Annotated in this window: 13 protein-coding genes; 8 read left to right on the top strand and 5 right to left on the bottom strand. The window is 64.5% G+C overall.

All coding sequences use genetic code 11. The features are described from left to right. Positions 1–6 precede the first annotated feature (6 nt). The 5 genes from ACGYLX_RS14165 to ACGYLX_RS14145 all read right to left on the bottom strand — a co-directional run bounded on the left by ACGYLX_RS14165 (position 7) and on the right by ACGYLX_RS14145 (position 4,678). Positions 7–1,059, bottom strand: coding sequence for a M42 family metallopeptidase (locus tag ACGYLX_RS14165; protein WP_394450278.1), 1,053 nt, complete (start codon positions 1,057–1,059; stop codon positions 7–9). 94 nt (positions 1,060–1,153) lie between these two features. Further along, the gene (locus tag ACGYLX_RS14160) at positions 1,154–2,467 is read right to left on the bottom strand and encodes a TRAP transporter large permease (RefSeq protein WP_394450276.1); all 1,314 of its coding nucleotides are present in this window, start codon (positions 2,465–2,467) and stop codon (positions 1,154–1,156) included. Further along, a complete protein-coding gene (locus ACGYLX_RS14155) occupies positions 2,464–2,967 on the bottom strand; it encodes a TRAP transporter small permease (RefSeq protein WP_067266537.1) in 504 nt (167 codons plus the stop codon). Before ACGYLX_RS14155 ends, ACGYLX_RS14160 begins: the two co-directional genes overlap by 4 nt. Before the next feature lie 58 nt (positions 2,968–3,025). Then, complete coding sequence (locus ACGYLX_RS14150; RefSeq protein WP_394450274.1) at positions 3,026–4,045, bottom strand: TRAP transporter substrate-binding protein; 1,020 nt, start codon at positions 4,043–4,045, stop codon at positions 3,026–3,028. 138 nt (positions 4,046–4,183) lie between these two features. Further along, a complete protein-coding gene (locus tag ACGYLX_RS14145) occupies positions 4,184–4,678 on the bottom strand; it encodes a MarR family winged helix-turn-helix transcriptional regulator (protein WP_394442346.1) in 495 nt (164 codons plus the stop codon). A 137-nt stretch (positions 4,679–4,815) separates the two neighbouring features. On the opposite strand from ACGYLX_RS14145, the gene ACGYLX_RS14140 reads away from it, so the two are divergent. From ACGYLX_RS14140 to ACGYLX_RS14105, 8 genes are read left to right on the top strand one after another with little or no spacing between them, the layout of a single operon-like run. Next, positions 4,816–5,766, top strand: coding sequence for a PDR/VanB family oxidoreductase (locus ACGYLX_RS14140; protein WP_394442349.1), 951 nt, complete (start codon positions 4,816–4,818; stop codon positions 5,764–5,766). Between the two features lie 11 nt (positions 5,767–5,777). Next, the gene (locus ACGYLX_RS14135) at positions 5,778–7,112 is read left to right on the top strand and encodes an aromatic ring-hydroxylating dioxygenase subunit alpha (RefSeq protein ID WP_067266528.1); all 1,335 of its coding nucleotides are present in this window, start codon (positions 5,778–5,780) and stop codon (positions 7,110–7,112) included. Then, on the top strand, positions 7,109–7,588 hold the full coding sequence (locus tag ACGYLX_RS14130) for an aromatic-ring-hydroxylating dioxygenase subunit beta (protein WP_394450271.1): 480 nt from the start codon (positions 7,109–7,111) through the stop codon (positions 7,586–7,588). Before ACGYLX_RS14135 ends, ACGYLX_RS14130 begins: the two co-directional genes overlap by 4 nt. After that, the gene (locus ACGYLX_RS14125) at positions 7,585–9,210 is read left to right on the top strand and encodes an AMP-binding protein (RefSeq protein ID WP_394450269.1); all 1,626 of its coding nucleotides are present in this window, start codon (positions 7,585–7,587) and stop codon (positions 9,208–9,210) included. Before ACGYLX_RS14130 ends, ACGYLX_RS14125 begins: the two co-directional genes overlap by 4 nt. Then, entirely contained in the window at positions 9,207–10,376 is a 1,170-nt protein-coding gene (locus ACGYLX_RS14120; RefSeq protein ID WP_394442357.1) for a thiolase family protein, read from the top strand. The genes ACGYLX_RS14125 and ACGYLX_RS14120 overlap by 4 nt, the downstream gene beginning before the upstream one ends. Next, complete coding sequence (locus ACGYLX_RS14115; RefSeq protein WP_394442360.1) at positions 10,373–11,620, top strand: SDR family NAD(P)-dependent oxidoreductase; 1,248 nt, start codon at positions 10,373–10,375, stop codon at positions 11,618–11,620. Before ACGYLX_RS14120 ends, ACGYLX_RS14115 begins: the two co-directional genes overlap by 4 nt. Beyond that, positions 11,617–12,399 (top strand): cyclase family protein, encoded by a 783-nt coding sequence (locus tag ACGYLX_RS14110; protein ID WP_394442363.1) that lies wholly within the window; start codon positions 11,617–11,619, stop codon positions 12,397–12,399. Before ACGYLX_RS14115 ends, ACGYLX_RS14110 begins: the two co-directional genes overlap by 4 nt. Continuing rightward, the gene (locus ACGYLX_RS14105) at positions 12,396–13,121 is read left to right on the top strand and encodes an SDR family NAD(P)-dependent oxidoreductase (RefSeq protein WP_394442366.1); all 726 of its coding nucleotides are present in this window, start codon (positions 12,396–12,398) and stop codon (positions 13,119–13,121) included. The genes ACGYLX_RS14110 and ACGYLX_RS14105 overlap by 4 nt, the downstream gene beginning before the upstream one ends. Positions 13,122–13,124 lie beyond the last annotated feature (3 nt).

Genomic DNA, 13,124 nt, shown 5'->3' with positions numbered 1-13,124 from the left:
GGGGCTTTAGGCTGCCTTACCGTCAAAGCCCTCAAGATAGGCCACGAGGATATCGAGTGCGGCTTGCAGGTCGCCTTTCGACACCATCTCGGTCACCGTGTGGATATAGCGGGTGCCGACCACGATCCCCACAGCCCGCGCGCCAGCGGCGGCTTGCTGCGCCGCAGCGCCGTCTTGTCCACCTGCGGCAAGCATAGTGCGTTGGAAGGGGATGTCGCGCGCCTCGGCCAGTTTTTCGATGTCGCGCACGAGGTCCACATCGGCGATGAAGCTGCTGTCGCGGACATGCAGGCCAAAGCCTTTGCCGAGCCGCGTGGTAGAGAGATGCTCCGGCACGCCGGGCGTGTCACAGGCCAGCGTCGTGTCGATGCCAAGGCCGATGTCGGGCTGCACCTTATAGGCCGCCGTGCGCGCCCCGCGCAGGCCAACTTCTTCCTGACAGGTGAAGGCCACATGAATCTCCGCGCCACGCCCCTTGTCGGCCAGCTTGCGGATCGCCTCGATCCCGAGCCAGCAGGCCACGCGGTTGTCGAGCGCTTTGGAGACGAACTGCTCACCCATCTCAAGGAAAGGCTCGTCCATGACGATGAAGTCACCGACCTTGACGATCTCCTTCGCCTTCTCGCCCAGCCCGAGGTCGACGAAGAATTCCGAGACTTCGGGGATCTTCTTGCGGTCTTCGGGGGAGGAGATGTGAATGGGCTTGCCGCCGGGGTTCATCACGCCCTTCAGATCGCCCTGATCGGTGCAGACCAGCACCCGGCGCGAGAAGAGGTTGCGCGGATCGAAACCGCCGACGGGCTGGAGGTAGAGGAACCCGTCTTTCGACACATGGCTGACCAGAAAGCCGATCTCGTCCATATGGCAGAGCAGCATGATCTTGGGCGCCTTGCCATCGCCCGCCGTCGCATCCCGGCGGCAGAGGAGGGAGCCCATGGCGTCGGTCTCCACATGGTCGAACAGCCCTTCGATCTCACGGGTGATCAGATCGCGCACGCGGTGTTCGCGCCCCGGAACGCCGGGTGTTTCGCAAAGGTCTTTGAGTAGGTCGATGTTCATGCTGGCCTCATCCTTGGTGATTTGGCCGCACTATCGCGCCGCGCCTGCCGAAGTGCAAACAGACGCGGCGCGATGAGGCTGAGAGGGCAGGGGGCTACATCTGACCCGGCAGGAACAGCACCAGCGCGGGGAAGACGAGCAGCAGGATCAGCCGCAGAATATCGACCAGCCAGAACGGGGTGACGCCGCGAAAGATCGTGCCGGTGGAAACATCGCCGACCACGCCTTTGAGGACAAAGACATTGAGGCCGACGGGCGGGGTGATCAGGCTGATTTCGGTCACGACGACGACGATGATGCCGAACCAGACCGGATCGAAGCCAAGGCTCGTGACCAGCGGGAAGAAGATCGGCACCGTCAGCAGCAGCATCGACATGCTCTCGAAAATGCAGCCGAGCGCGATGTAGATCACGAGGATCAACCCCATGACCACCCAAGGCCCGAGGTCGAGCGCGGTGACGGTGGCCAGCAGCCCTTCGGGCAGCCCCGCGAGGTTCACGAAGTTGGAGAAGATCCACGCCCCGATCAGCACAGAGAAGAGCGAGGCGGAGGTGAGCGTCGTCTCCTCCAGCACTTCACGCAGGCCCCGCCAGCTGAGCCCGCCGCGCGCCCAAGCGATGAGGAAGGCCCCCGCCGCCCCCATGCCCGCGGCCTCGGTCGGGGAGAAGGCGAGGTGGATCGGCCAGAAGTCCAAGACCCCATAGAGCCCGCCGATAACCAGCGCAAAAAGCGCCAGCACCGACCAGACGTGATTGAGCGCGCGTAGCCGCTCGCCCCAAGTCGCACGGGGGCCAGCAGGGCCGGCCTCGGGGTTCATGGCAACGGAAAAGCGGACCGCGCAGAGGTAGAGCAGGATGCCGAGCGCGCCGGGCACGATGCCCGCGATGAACAGTGCGCCGATGGAGGTCTCGGTCAGCAAGCCATAGATCACGAGGATCACCGATGGCGGGATCAGGATGCCGAGCGTGCCCCCGGCGGCAATGGAGGCGGTCGAAAGACTGTCAGCATACCCGTATTTGCGCATCTCAGGCATGGCGACTTTGGACATCGTGGCGGCGGTGGCAAGCGATGAGCCGCAGATCGCCGCGAAGCCCCCGCAAGCGACGATGGTGGCCATCGCCAGACCGCCCCGAAAGTGGCCCAAAAAGGCGTTGGAGACTTGGTAAAGCTCACGGCTGATGCCGCCTTTGTTGACGAAAAGCCCCATGAGGATGAAAAGCGGAATCACCGAGAGGCCGTAGTCTTGGCTGGTGTCGATGATCAGCCGCGACACCATGGAGATCGACGCGCGGTAGCTGGTCTCATAGACCAGCCCGATCATCCCGACGAGGCCCATGGCAAAAGCAATCGGCAAGCGCAGCAAGACGAGGACGAAAACGGCGGCAAAGCCGATAGCAGAGGCGATCATGTAGCAGGGTCCAGAAGTTGCGGCGCAAAGAGGCGCAGAAGCCCGCGCAGGATCAGCACGACAGCGGTGAGATAGGTCATCACCGCGATGAACATGCCGATGTAGAAGGTCGGGATTTCAAGATATTCGGTCACGTCGCCATAGCTCAGCGCGCGGTAGGCGAGGTCGACGACCCGCCCCGCCGGAAACCACAGCATCACCCCGCAGCCCAAAGTCACCAGCCCGTCGCGCCAGCGTTGCAGCCCCCAGTTTTCAAAGGGGCGGTCCAAAAGGTCGGCGGCGATATGCCCCTCGCGGCCCGACAGGACCGGCAGAGCAGAGAAAACGATTAGCGCGATGCCGATGCGGATCAGCTCGGTCGCAGCTTCGATGGGCGCGTTGAAGACCGACCGCATGATGACATCGGCAAAGGTCAGCACCATCAGCGCGAAGAGCGCGAGTGAGGCCATCGTCATCGGCAGGGCCGAGAGGGCGGTGGTTAGGCGGATTAAAGAGCGCATGGCGGTTCCCTAGCTGGGGGCCGACCGCCTCTGCGCCCGGCCCCTTTGGCGGTGGGGGTTACTGGCTGGCCTTCGCCATTTCCTCACGCATCATCTCATAGGCGGCCTGCCCATCGACACCGGCCTCGTCGAGCTCTGCGATCACCTTGTCGCGCACTTTGGCGGCCATCTCGGCAAAGCGGGCTTGATCCTCTTCCGAGGCGGTGACGATCTTGTTGTCGCCCGCGGCCTCGGTCGCCTCACGCGCGTCAACGTCGCTCTGGTCCCAGACGGCGCCTATCATGCGGCTCGCCGTCTCGCCAAAGACTTCGCTGTCGAGCTTTTGCTGCACGTCTTCGGGCAGGCTGTCGAAGGTCTCTTGGCTCATGATGACCGAGAAGGAACCGCGGTAGAAGCCGCCGGGCATTTCATAGACGTTCTTGGCCACTTCGTTGAGCTTGAAGCTGATCCGCTCGCCCATGTTCATGGCCACGGCATCGGCGGCCCCGGAATCGAGTGTTTCGTAAACCTTGGGCGCGGGCACCTGAATGCCGACGAGGCCAAGCTCCGCCCCCACATCCGCCGAGACACCACCGCCGAGGCGGGTTTTCAGCCCTTGCAGATCGTCGAGGGTGTTGACCTCTTTGTTGGAGTGGATTTGCCCCGGCCCGTGGGTTGTGAGCGCGATTACCTTCACGCCGCGGTGCTCGTCCAATTCAGACAGCATCGCCTCATGCACGCGCCAATGGGCGACCGATGCGGCCTCGGCGTTGCCTTCGTAGCCGGGGATTTCCACCAGTTTCGTGCCGACGAAACGACCGGGCGTGTAGCCGTGGAACAGAATGGCGATATCGGCGGCACCGTCCAGCAGCAGGTCCATCTGCGCGGGCGGCGGGGCGAGGCCGTTTTTCAGCTCGGTCTCGATCAGCCCATCGCTGGCCTCGGCCATCATGTCGGTCAGCTGGGTGAACATGCCGGTGTTGACCGGGTGGCTTGGCGGCAGCCATGTGGAAATGGTCAGCGTCTCGGCGGCGAAAGCGCCGGTCGCCGTGCAGAGCGCAAGCGCACTCGTCGTGAGAAACTTGGTGAATTTGGTCATTTTGGGCTCCTCCCCATACCGTTCGATATGCCTTGGCGGGGTTCTCCCAAACCCGGATCGCCAAGTATATGCTTTTTCATGTATTCACATTTACAGCACGATTGGAACCATTTTTTGCGCCCGGGGCAAGGGCGCTGATCAGCCGCGAAGATCCCCCGTTTCGTCCAAGGCGGCGAGCAGCGATTTCAGCGCGGGCTTCAACTGCGCCCCCTCATTGCCCTTCAGCATTTCCATCAAGGCCGCCTCATGGCGGCGCGCTTGCGGCACTAGTTCGGCGGCAAGCGCGCGGCCCGCGTCGGTCAGATATACCCGCACGCGGCGGCCATCGGCGGGGTCGCTGCGGCGAAGCAGCAGGCCGCGTTCCTCCATCTGGGCGATGATCCGTGTGAGGCGGGATTGTTCGGCCAGCGCCCGGCGCGCGAGCTGCGTGATCATCGCGCCATCAGTGTCCGACAGGCAGGCCAACACGCGCCATTCCGGCACCCGCAGCCCCGCCTTGCGCACCTGCGCGTGGAACTGCGCGCTCGCCACATCGCTGGCCGCCGCCAAGAGATACAGCAGGTAATCCGAGACGAATCCCCCCTCTTGACCCGTCTCCTTTTGGGCGGTTGCATCGGTCTTTTGCTGCGTCACACCAGTTAACCCTTTGATGGAAAGAGGGCCCCTTGCGCCTCGGCCTCTCTAAATGGCGGGCAAATTCGCGCTTGGCAAGAAAACCCTTGACCGAAACTATATGAAAAATCATATTGTTTGGCAGGGGAGGACATCACATGTCGAAGATCAACGCCATCGTGCGCAGGGTCACAGCGCTGACCGATCGCATCAGCGAATTCGAGATTGCAGCCGCCGACAGCAGCCCGTTGCCGAACTGGGATGCCGGGGCGCATGTGCTTTTCGATCTGCCCGATGGCGACACCCGCGCCTATTCCCTGATCACCTTCGATCCGATCCCCGAGGCCCCCGAAAGCTACCGCATCGCCGTTCAACGCGAGCCCGAGGGCAAGGGTGGCTCGACCCATATGCACGGGCTGAAGCCGGGGGCAGAGATTACCTGCGCCGCGCCAAAGAACGATTTCCCCTTGTCCCCGGATGCGCCCGCCGTGCTGCTGGCGGGGGGGATTGGCATCACGCCGATGATCTCGATGGCGGCGACGCTCAAGGCCGCGGGGCAGGACTTCACCTTTCACTATACGGGCCGCAGCGCGCCCGTCATGGCCTACCGCGATGCCCTGCGCGACAGTTTCGGCGATGCGCTGCATCTGCATTGCGATGATGACGCCACGGCGCTGGACCTAGGCGCGGTGATCGACAGCCTTGGGGCCCAAGCGCATCTCTATGTCTGTGGGCCCAAAGGGCTGATCGACGCGACCAAGGCAAAGGCCGAGGCCGCGGGCATCGCCGCCGAGCGCATCCATTTCGAACTCTTCGACGCGCCACAGGAGCAAGAGGGCGACAGTGCCTTTGAGGTCGAAGTCGCCTCAAGCGGGGAGGTTTTCACCATCCCCCCCGGCCAATCCATCATCGACGTGCTGGAGGCGGGCGGTGTCGATGTCATGTACGACTGCCAGCGCGGCGACTGCGGCATCTGCCAATGCGATGTGCTCAGCGGCACCCCCGATCACCGCGACGTGGTCCTGTCCGAAGCCGAGCGCGCGGCAGGCAATGTCATGCAAATCTGCGTCAGCCGCGCGAAATCTCCGCGCCTTGTGCTCGACATCTGAGGGAGGAACTCATGGGACGTTACGACAGCCCGGCGGCCTTGGCCGCCCTCGTGCAGCCACATCAGGTGCACCGCGATATCTACACCGACCCAGAGGTGTTCCAGCAAGAGATGAAGCATCTCTTCGCCAATGCTTGGGTCTTTGTCGGCCATGAAAGCCAGACCCCGAACAAGGGCGATTATTTCAGCACCCATATCGGCACCCAGCCCGTCATTCAGGTGCGCCATTCGACGGGGGACATTCATGTCCTGCTGAACCGCTGCCCCCACAAAGGCACCAAGATTGTGATCGACCGGCAGGGCAACACCGGCAAATTCTTCCGCTGCCCCTATCACGCATGGAGCTTCAAGACCGATGGCTGCCTCTTGGCGATCCCGCTCAAGAAGGGCTACCAGAACACCGGGCTGGAAGAGACCGACAGCGGCAAGGGGATGCGCAGCGTCGGCGATGTGAAAAACTACCGCGGCTTCATCTTTGCCCGTTTGGCCGAAGAGGGCATGAGCTTCGAAGAGTTCTTTGGCGAAAGCCTGTCCTCGCTCGACAATATGGTTGACCGCTCCCCTGCCGGACGGCTTGAAGTGGTCGGCCCGCCGCTGCGCTACATGCATCATTGCAACTGGAAGATGTTGGTCGAAAACCAGACCGACACCTGCCACCCGATGGTGGCGCATGAAAGCTCTGCCGGGACGGCGGTGAAGCTCTACGAAGAACTGGGCCTGCCCGAGGACGCGCCCAAACCCCCCGCGATGGAGATCATCGCCCCCTTCATGTCGCCTTACGACTTTTTCGAAGGCATGGGCATCCGCACATGGCCCAACGGGCATGGGCACACTGGCGTAAACCACTCTATCCACTCGGATTATTCCGCCATCCCCGGTTATTTCGAAGCGCTCTGCGACAGCTACGGAGAGGAGAAGGCAAAGGCGATCCTCGACGAGAACCGCCACAACACGGTCTATTTCCCCAACATTATGATCAAGGGGCCGATCCAGCAATTGCGGGTCTTCATCCCCATCGCCGCCGACCGGACCGTGGTGGAAAGCTACATCTACCGCCTTGTCGACGCGCCCGATGAGCTGACCGCCCGCACCGCGATGTACAACCGCATGATCAACGCGCCCACCTCCATCGTCGGCCATGACGATCTGGAAATGTACGAGCGCGCGCAGGAAGGGCTGATGGTCGACGGGCTGGAATGGGTGAACATCCAGCGACTGATCGAAGAGGACGAAGACTTTGAGGTCGAAGCGGTCGAGAACGGCACAACCGAACGCCAGATGCGCAACCAATTCCACGCGTGGGTCAAGTTCATGACCATGGGCCAAAAGACGGAGGCGGCGGAATGAGTGTGACGCGCGAAAGCCTGATCGACTTCATCTATGATGAAGTGCGCATGTTGGACGAGGGGCGCTATACCGAATGGCTCGATCTGTGGCTGCCCGATGGTCACTACTGGATGCCGTTGGACTATCAACAGAAAGACCCGATCAACGAGACCTCGTTGATGTATGAGGATATGTTCATGCTTAAGCTGCGTGTCGAACGTCTGAATGGCGCGCGCACCTTCAGCCAAAAGCCCAAAAGCCGCTGCCACCATGTGATCCAACGGCCCTACGTGGATGAAATGGATACGGAGGCCGGGCGTTTCGTCACGACCACCTTCATGCACTACGTCGAGACGCGGCTGGACGAGCAGCAATTGCTCGCCGTCACCGCGCGGCATGAGTTGGCGCTGGTCGAGGGGCGTCTGCGCATTGCCAACAAACGGGTGGATATCGTGAATTGCGACGCGGCCTTCCGCAACATCCAGTTGCTGCCATGATCGGGGCAGAGACTGAGACGGTCTTCGCGGCCTTTGACGACACCGCCGCGCGGCACCCCGAACGGGGTTTCCTGAATGTCCTCCCGGAAACGGCGGACATCTACGGCATCGCGGCGGGGGAGGTGAGTTATGCCGAAGCCGCGCGAGAGGTTGCAACCCTGCGCAAGCGCATTTCGGCGGCGGGCTATCTGCCCGGGCAGCGCGTGATGCTGCTGATGGAGAACCGCCCGGCCTTCTTCCTCTGGTGGCTGGCGTTGAACGGCTTGGGCCTGTCGGTCGTGCCGGTGAACCCCGATCTGCGCGCGGCAGAGCTGAGCTATATGATCGACCATGCCGAGCCGGTCTTGGCCGTGGCGATCCCCGCGCGGGGTGAGGATCTGCGCGCGGCGGCACGGCAAGCGGGGCGCGACATGCCGGTGATCGCGCCGGAGGATCCCTTGCCCGCACCCGTCACGCGTGAGACCATCGCGGTACGGCAGGACGGGGAGGGGGAAGCCGAGGCCGCATTGCTCTACACCTCGGGCACCACCGGTCAGCCCAAGGGCTGCATCCTGACCAATACCTACTTTCTGGACGCCGGGCGGTGGTACGCTGACACCGGCGGGCTTTGCGCCCTCTCGCAAGACGGCGAGCGCATGATCACGCCGCTGCCGATCTTCCACATGAACGCGATGGCCTATTCCTTCATGGCGATGATCGCCGTGGGCGGCTGCCTGACTGCGCTTGACCGCTTCCACCCCCGCAGTTGGTGGGCCTCGGTCCGGGCCTCGGGGGCGACCTGTCTGCACTACCTTGGCGTGATGCCGTCGATGCTCATGGGGGCCGAAGCAAGCGAAGCCGACCGCGACCATGCCGTGCGCTTTGGCTTCGGCGCGGGGGTGGACCCGAAACTGCACGCCGCCTTCGAGGCGCGTTTCGGTTTTCCATTGGTCGAGGCTTGGGCCATGACCGAAACCGGCGCGGGGGCGGTGATCTGCGCCAACCGCGAACCGCGCCGGGTGGGCGAAAGCTGCCTCGGCGCGCCCGAAGGGGGGCTGGAGGTCCGGCTGCTCGGCGATGCCGGGGAAGAGGCCGATCAGGGCGAATTGCTGGTGCGCCGCGCCGGTGCCGACCCGCGGCGCGGGTTCTTTGCGGGCTATTTCAAAAATGCCGAAGCCACGGATGAGGCTTGGGCGGGCGGTTGGTTTCACACCGGCGACATCGTGCGCCGCGCGCCGGATGGTGCGATGTATTTCGTCGACCGCAAAAAAAACGTGATCCGCCGCTCGGGCGAGAACATCGCGGCGGTCGAGGTGGAATCGACCCTGATGCGCCACCCCGCCGTGGCCAGCGCCGCCGTGGCCGCCGTGCCCGACGCAGTGCGGGGGGATGAGGTTTTCGCCTGTATCGTGCCGAAGCACGCCGGTGCCGACCCTGCCGTCTTGGCCCGTGAAATCACCGAATGGTGCCTGACCCAACTTGCCTATTACAAAGCCCCCGGCTTTATCGCCTTTGTCGAGGCGCTGCCGCTGACGGCGACGCAGAAACTGCAACGCGGGGTGCTGAAAACGCTGGCCACCGACCTGCTGGCCGCTCCCGGCACGCAAGACCTGCGCGGGCTAAAGAAACGGACGGCGGCATGAGGCGCAGGGGCTATGACGGCGTCGTGCTCGCGGCGCCCACCTCGGTGCCCTATGCGCGCTATAGCAATGAGACCGCCCATTGGTGGATTGCCCGCGCGCTGCGCGCGATGTTGGGCAAGGCTGGGATCGTGCCGGGCGAACTGGACGGCTTCTCGGTCTCCAGCTTCTCGCTTGCGCCGGACACGCCGGTCGGGTTGACCCAGCATTTGGGGCTCAGCCCGCGTTGGCTCGATACCGTGCCGACGGGTGGGGCCAGCGGGGTCATCGCGCTGCGCCGCGCGGCGCGGGCGGTGCAGGCGGGCGACGTGGATGTGGTGGCCTGCGTGGCGGGAGACGCGAACCGGATCGACAGCTTTCGCACCCTGCTCAGCGGCTTTTCGCGCTTTTCGATGGACGCAACCTTTCCCTATGGTTTCGGCGGCCCGAACGCGAGTTTCGCCCTGCTGATGGACCGCTACATGCAGGAATACGGCGCCACGCGAGAGGACTTTGGCCAAATCGCCGTGGCGCAACGCGCCAATGCGCTCTGCTATCCCGATGCGCTGATGAAAACGCCGCTGACCCTCGACCAATACCTTGATGCGCGCATGATCTCAGACCCCATCGCGCTATTCGACTGCGTCATGCCCTGCGCCGGGGCCGAGGCGTTTTTGGTCATGCGCGAGGATGAGGCCCTGCGCCGCGACCTGCCCTTCGCGCGGATCAGCGGCACCATCGAGAGGCACAACGCTTATCCCGAAGACTCAATGCAACTGCGTGGCGGCTGGGGCGTGGATATCGCTGAGCTCTACGAGATGGCAGGCCATGGGCCTGAGGGGGTCGATCTGCTGCAAACCTATGACGACTACCCGGTGATCTCGATGATGCAGTTCGAAGACCTCGGGTTCTGCGCCAAGGGGGAGGGGGCCGCCTTTACCCGGCGGCGGGATCTGACGATCCACGGCGATTTCCCCCACAACACCTCGGGCGGGCAGTTGTCGGTCGGCCAAGCCGGGGCCGCGGGCGGCTATCTGGGGCTGGTCGAGGCGATCCGACAGGTGACCGGGCAGGCCGAGGGCACACAGGTGACCAACGCCCGGCGGGCCTTGGTCTCGGGCTTTGGCATGATCAACTATGACCGGGGCGTCTGCTCTGCCGCGGCGATCATCGAAGGGGGCGCGCCATGACCGACCCACTGACGCCGCCTCGAAAGAAGAACCCGCAAAAGCGCAGCAGGGTGCCGACGCTGCCGCCCGCGCAGCGGTCGCGCGCGGCCCTCGGCCTTGCCATCGCCGCGGGGCGCGGCACCTTCGCCTTGCAACACTGCGCCGATTGCGGGGCGGTGCAATACCCCCCGCGCGATGCCTGCTGCAAATGCCTCTCCGTCGCGCTGGATTGGCGCGAGACGGACCGCGCGGGCGAGGTGCTGGCCGAAACCACGATCCGCGTCTCGCCCGACCCGTATTTTCGCGAGCGGCTGCCTTGGCGCATCGGCACGGTGCAGCTGGCCGCGGGGCCGGTGGCGGTGTGCCATCTGCACGGCGAAGTCGGGCGCGGTGATGCGGTGCGGCTGGCGTTGAAACTGGACCGGGCCGGGCAGGGGGTCATGGTGGCCCTGCCGCGAGAGGGAAGCGAATTGATGCAAGACGATCCAATGCTGCGCGAAATGTCGAGCGATCCGAAACATCGGCGGGTGTTGATCACCGATGCCCGCTCCCCCTTGGCCCTGCCGCTGGCCCAAGCGCTCCTGAGCGCAGGTGCGGCGGAGATATTCCTGGGGGAGCCGGAACATTGGCGCCGGTGGGAAGGCCGCGCGGCCTTCGAGGGGATGGAGAGCGTCAGCCTCATGCCGCTTGATGTCACCGATGGGGCCTCCGTCTCGCGCCTCGCGGCTGAGATCGGTGGCAAGGTCGACATCCTGATCAACACCGCCCAAATCATCCGCCCCGGCGGGGTGCTGGGCAATGACACGGTCTTTGCCCGCGAGGGGATGGAGACCAATGTGCTGGGCCTGATGCGCTTGGCGCAGGGCTTTGGCCCCGCGATGGCCGCGCGCACGGCGGATGGGGTGAACTCGGCGGTGGCTTGGGTCAATCTCCTCTCGGTCGGGGCCTTGGCGCCCGAGGCGGGGTTCGGTGGCTTCGATGCCTCGCAAGCGGCGGCGCGGTCGCTCAGCCAGACGATGCGGGCGGAGTTTGCCGGATCGGGGCTGCGGGTGATGAATGTCTACACCGGCCCGGTTGATGACGAATGGCACCAACCTCTGCCGCCGCCCAAAGTCGCCCCCCGCGCGCTGGCGCGGACGGTGGTGCGCGGGCTGGTCGACGGGTTGGAAGAGGTCGCCTGCGGTGACGTGGCCAAGGACGCGCTGGCCCGCTGGCTGGACGATCCGGCCTTGATGGAACGCGAAACGCGGGGGGGCGGCGCATGAGCGATGCAATCACGACACTGGCCGAAGCACTGGCAAGCGGTGCGGCAAAGGTTGTCGATCTGACCCATAGGCTCGACCCGGACTTCCCGGTCATCGTCCTGCCGCCAGAGTTCGGCCAATGCGCGCGGTTCCGGATGGAGGAGGTCTCGGCCTATGATCACCGTGGCCCGGCGTGGAAGTGGCATAACCTCACGCTGAACGAACACACCGGCACCCATTTCGACGCGCCCATTCACTGGGTCTCGGGCAAGGACGTGGCCCATGGCGCGGTGGATGAAATCCCGCCCGAAGCCTTCATCGGCCCGGTCGTGGTGATCGACTGCTCGGCGGGGGCAGCGCAGAACGACGACTTTGAGCTGACCCCCGAGATCATCCGCGATTGGGAGGCCCAGCACGGGCCGATCCCCGCCAATGCTTGGGTGCTGATGCGCACCGATTGGTCGAAACGCAGCGGCGCGGATTACCTCAACATGCGCGAGGATGGCGCTCATTCGCCCGGCCCCACCCCCGCCGCTATCGAACTGCTGCTAGAGCGTGGCATTCGCGGCTTTGGCACGGAAACGGTCGGCACCGACGCGGGGCAGGGGATGCATTACGACCCGCCCTTCCCGGCGCATTACCTGCTGCATGGGGCGGGGAAATATGGGCTGCAATGCCTGTGCAACCTCGACCAACTGCCGCCCACGGGGGCCATGCTGATCGCACCGCCGCTCAAGATCAAAGGCGGCACCGGCAGTCCACTGCGGGTGCTGGCGCTGATACCGGGAGAGAGACAATGAGCGAATACACCGCCGTCATCACCGGGGGCAGCAAGGGCATCGGCGCCGATCTGGCGCAGCGGTTGCTGGAATGCGGCTATCGCGTGATCTCGATCGCCCGAGGCAAGCCGGAATGGGAGGCGGAAGGCTGCGAGCATATCGAGGCCGACCTGCTCGACCCCGCCTCCGTCGCCGCCGTTGCCGCTGACATCGCCGCGCGCCATGAGGTGACCCATCTGGTGCATAACGCGGGGCTGATCTGGCCCAATCTGGTTGAAGAGGCCAAGCCCGAAGACATCACCGGCCTTGCGCAACTGCACCTCGGCTCGGCCCTGACGCTGCTGCAAGCCTTCCTGCCCGCCATGAAGGAACGCGGCTTTGGCCGGGTGATGTTCAACGCCTCTCGCGCCGCCTTGGGCGCGCCGACGCGCACGGCCTATTCAGCCTCGAAAGCGGGGATGATCGGCATGGCGCGCACTTGGGCGCTTGAGCTTGCGCCGCATGGCATCACCGTCAATGTCGTGGCCCCCGGCCCGGTGCAGACGGATAACTTTTGGGGCATCATCCCGAAAGAAAGCGAACGCGAAGCGGCGCTGGCCAAACGCATCCCCGTGGGGCGGTTGGGGCAGGTGGAGGACGTGACCAACGCCTTCCTCTTCTTCTGCGATCCGGCCAGCAGTTTCGTCACCGGCCAGACGCTTTTCGTCTGCGGCGGGTCGAGTATCGGGACGCTGACGCTCTGACCC

It is taken from the genome of Sulfitobacter sp. 1A13496 (genome assembly GCF_043557225.1).
In the GTDB taxonomy this organism is placed as follows: Bacteria; Pseudomonadota; Alphaproteobacteria; order Rhodobacterales; family Rhodobacteraceae; genus Sulfitobacter; species Sulfitobacter faviae.
This window is presented reverse-complemented; position numbering and strand designations above follow the sequence as displayed.

What these genes read in the sequence shown, in the direction of transcription:
- ACGYLX_RS14165 (WP_394450278.1), bottom strand. Translation starts at nt 1,059, where the DNA reads ATGAACATCGACCTACTCAAAGACCTTTGCGAAACACCCGGCGTTCCG.
- ACGYLX_RS14140 (WP_394442349.1), top strand. Translation starts at nt 4,816, where the DNA reads ATGTCGAAGATCAACGCCATCGTGCGCAGGGTCACAGCGCTGACCGAT.
- ACGYLX_RS14130 (WP_394450271.1), top strand. Translation starts at nt 7,109, where the DNA reads ATGAGTGTGACGCGCGAAAGCCTGATCGACTTCATCTATGATGAAGTG.
- ACGYLX_RS14115 (WP_394442360.1), top strand. Translation starts at nt 10,373, where the DNA reads ATGACCGACCCACTGACGCCGCCTCGAAAGAAGAACCCGCAAAAGCGC.
- ACGYLX_RS14105 (WP_394442366.1), top strand. Translation starts at nt 12,396, where the DNA reads ATGAGCGAATACACCGCCGTCATCACCGGGGGCAGCAAGGGCATCGGC.
- ACGYLX_RS14160 (WP_394450276.1), bottom strand. Translation starts at nt 2,467, where the DNA reads ATGATCGCCTCTGCTATCGGCTTTGCCGCCGTTTTCGTCCTCGTCTTG.
- ACGYLX_RS14120 (WP_394442357.1), top strand. Translation starts at nt 9,207, where the DNA reads ATGAGGCGCAGGGGCTATGACGGCGTCGTGCTCGCGGCGCCCACCTCG.
- ACGYLX_RS14150 (WP_394450274.1), bottom strand. Translation starts at nt 4,045, where the DNA reads ATGACCAAATTCACCAAGTTTCTCACGACGAGTGCGCTTGCGCTCTGC.
- ACGYLX_RS14110 (WP_394442363.1), top strand. Translation starts at nt 11,617, where the DNA reads ATGAGCGATGCAATCACGACACTGGCCGAAGCACTGGCAAGCGGTGCG.
- ACGYLX_RS14135 (WP_067266528.1), top strand. Translation starts at nt 5,778, where the DNA reads ATGGGACGTTACGACAGCCCGGCGGCCTTGGCCGCCCTCGTGCAGCCA.
- ACGYLX_RS14125 (WP_394450269.1), top strand. Translation starts at nt 7,585, where the DNA reads ATGATCGGGGCAGAGACTGAGACGGTCTTCGCGGCCTTTGACGACACC.
- ACGYLX_RS14155 (WP_067266537.1), bottom strand. Translation starts at nt 2,967, where the DNA reads ATGCGCTCTTTAATCCGCCTAACCACCGCCCTCTCGGCCCTGCCGATG.